The sequence below is a fragment of the Oleiphilus sp. HI0123 genome, from assembly GCF_001635315.1.
Map to the genome: position 1 here is coordinate 1 of NZ_LWGE01000664.1, position 460 is coordinate 460.

1 protein-coding gene and 1 pseudogene are annotated in these 460 nt (G+C 43.3%); both read right to left on the reverse strand.

The genetic code is table 11. From position 1 onward, the window contains the following. Positions 1 to 237: MmcQ/YjbR family DNA-binding protein (locus A3761_RS06025; RefSeq protein WP_197472876.1), on the reverse strand; the 237-nt coding region annotated here is incomplete at its 3' end. A 15-nt stretch (positions 238 to 252) separates the two neighbouring features. Next, a pseudogene (locus A3761_RS27115) lies at positions 253 to 460 on the reverse strand (hypothetical protein); the annotation flags it as partial.

The window sequence follows — 460 nt, forward strand, 5'->3', positions numbered from 1 at the left end:
ATTCCAGTGAAGCTTGTTCATATGGTAACCGGGCTTTACTGCTTCAAAAAGGTCGCGTAGTTCGTTTGCTTGATTCGGGTCGCACTTTAGGTTCATTTGGGCAATGTTGTCATTAACGCCAAGCGTAGCAAACATCTTAGCCTTAATTTTCGGAACCATAACATCTGGGCCAAAAGGGTAGTCTTCTCTGGCTTCAGGTTTTGATAGTAAGTACTGTTTTGCTGTCTCGTAGTTCATGCGCTTTGCTCTTGGCTATTTAAAGGTGACTTCTGTGCCGTTAACGTTAGCTGTCTCTAGATGTATTTCATACTCTTCTCCATCTTTCTCTATCTGTGTCATTTTGAGAAGAAGCATAGGGTATTTCTCTGAAACCCATAGGTAGGTCTGGCGTTTGCTGTCATCTGCGCGAACCTTTTTTACGACCAGCGCTTTGGCCTCACCAAGCTTTGTAGTGATTAAT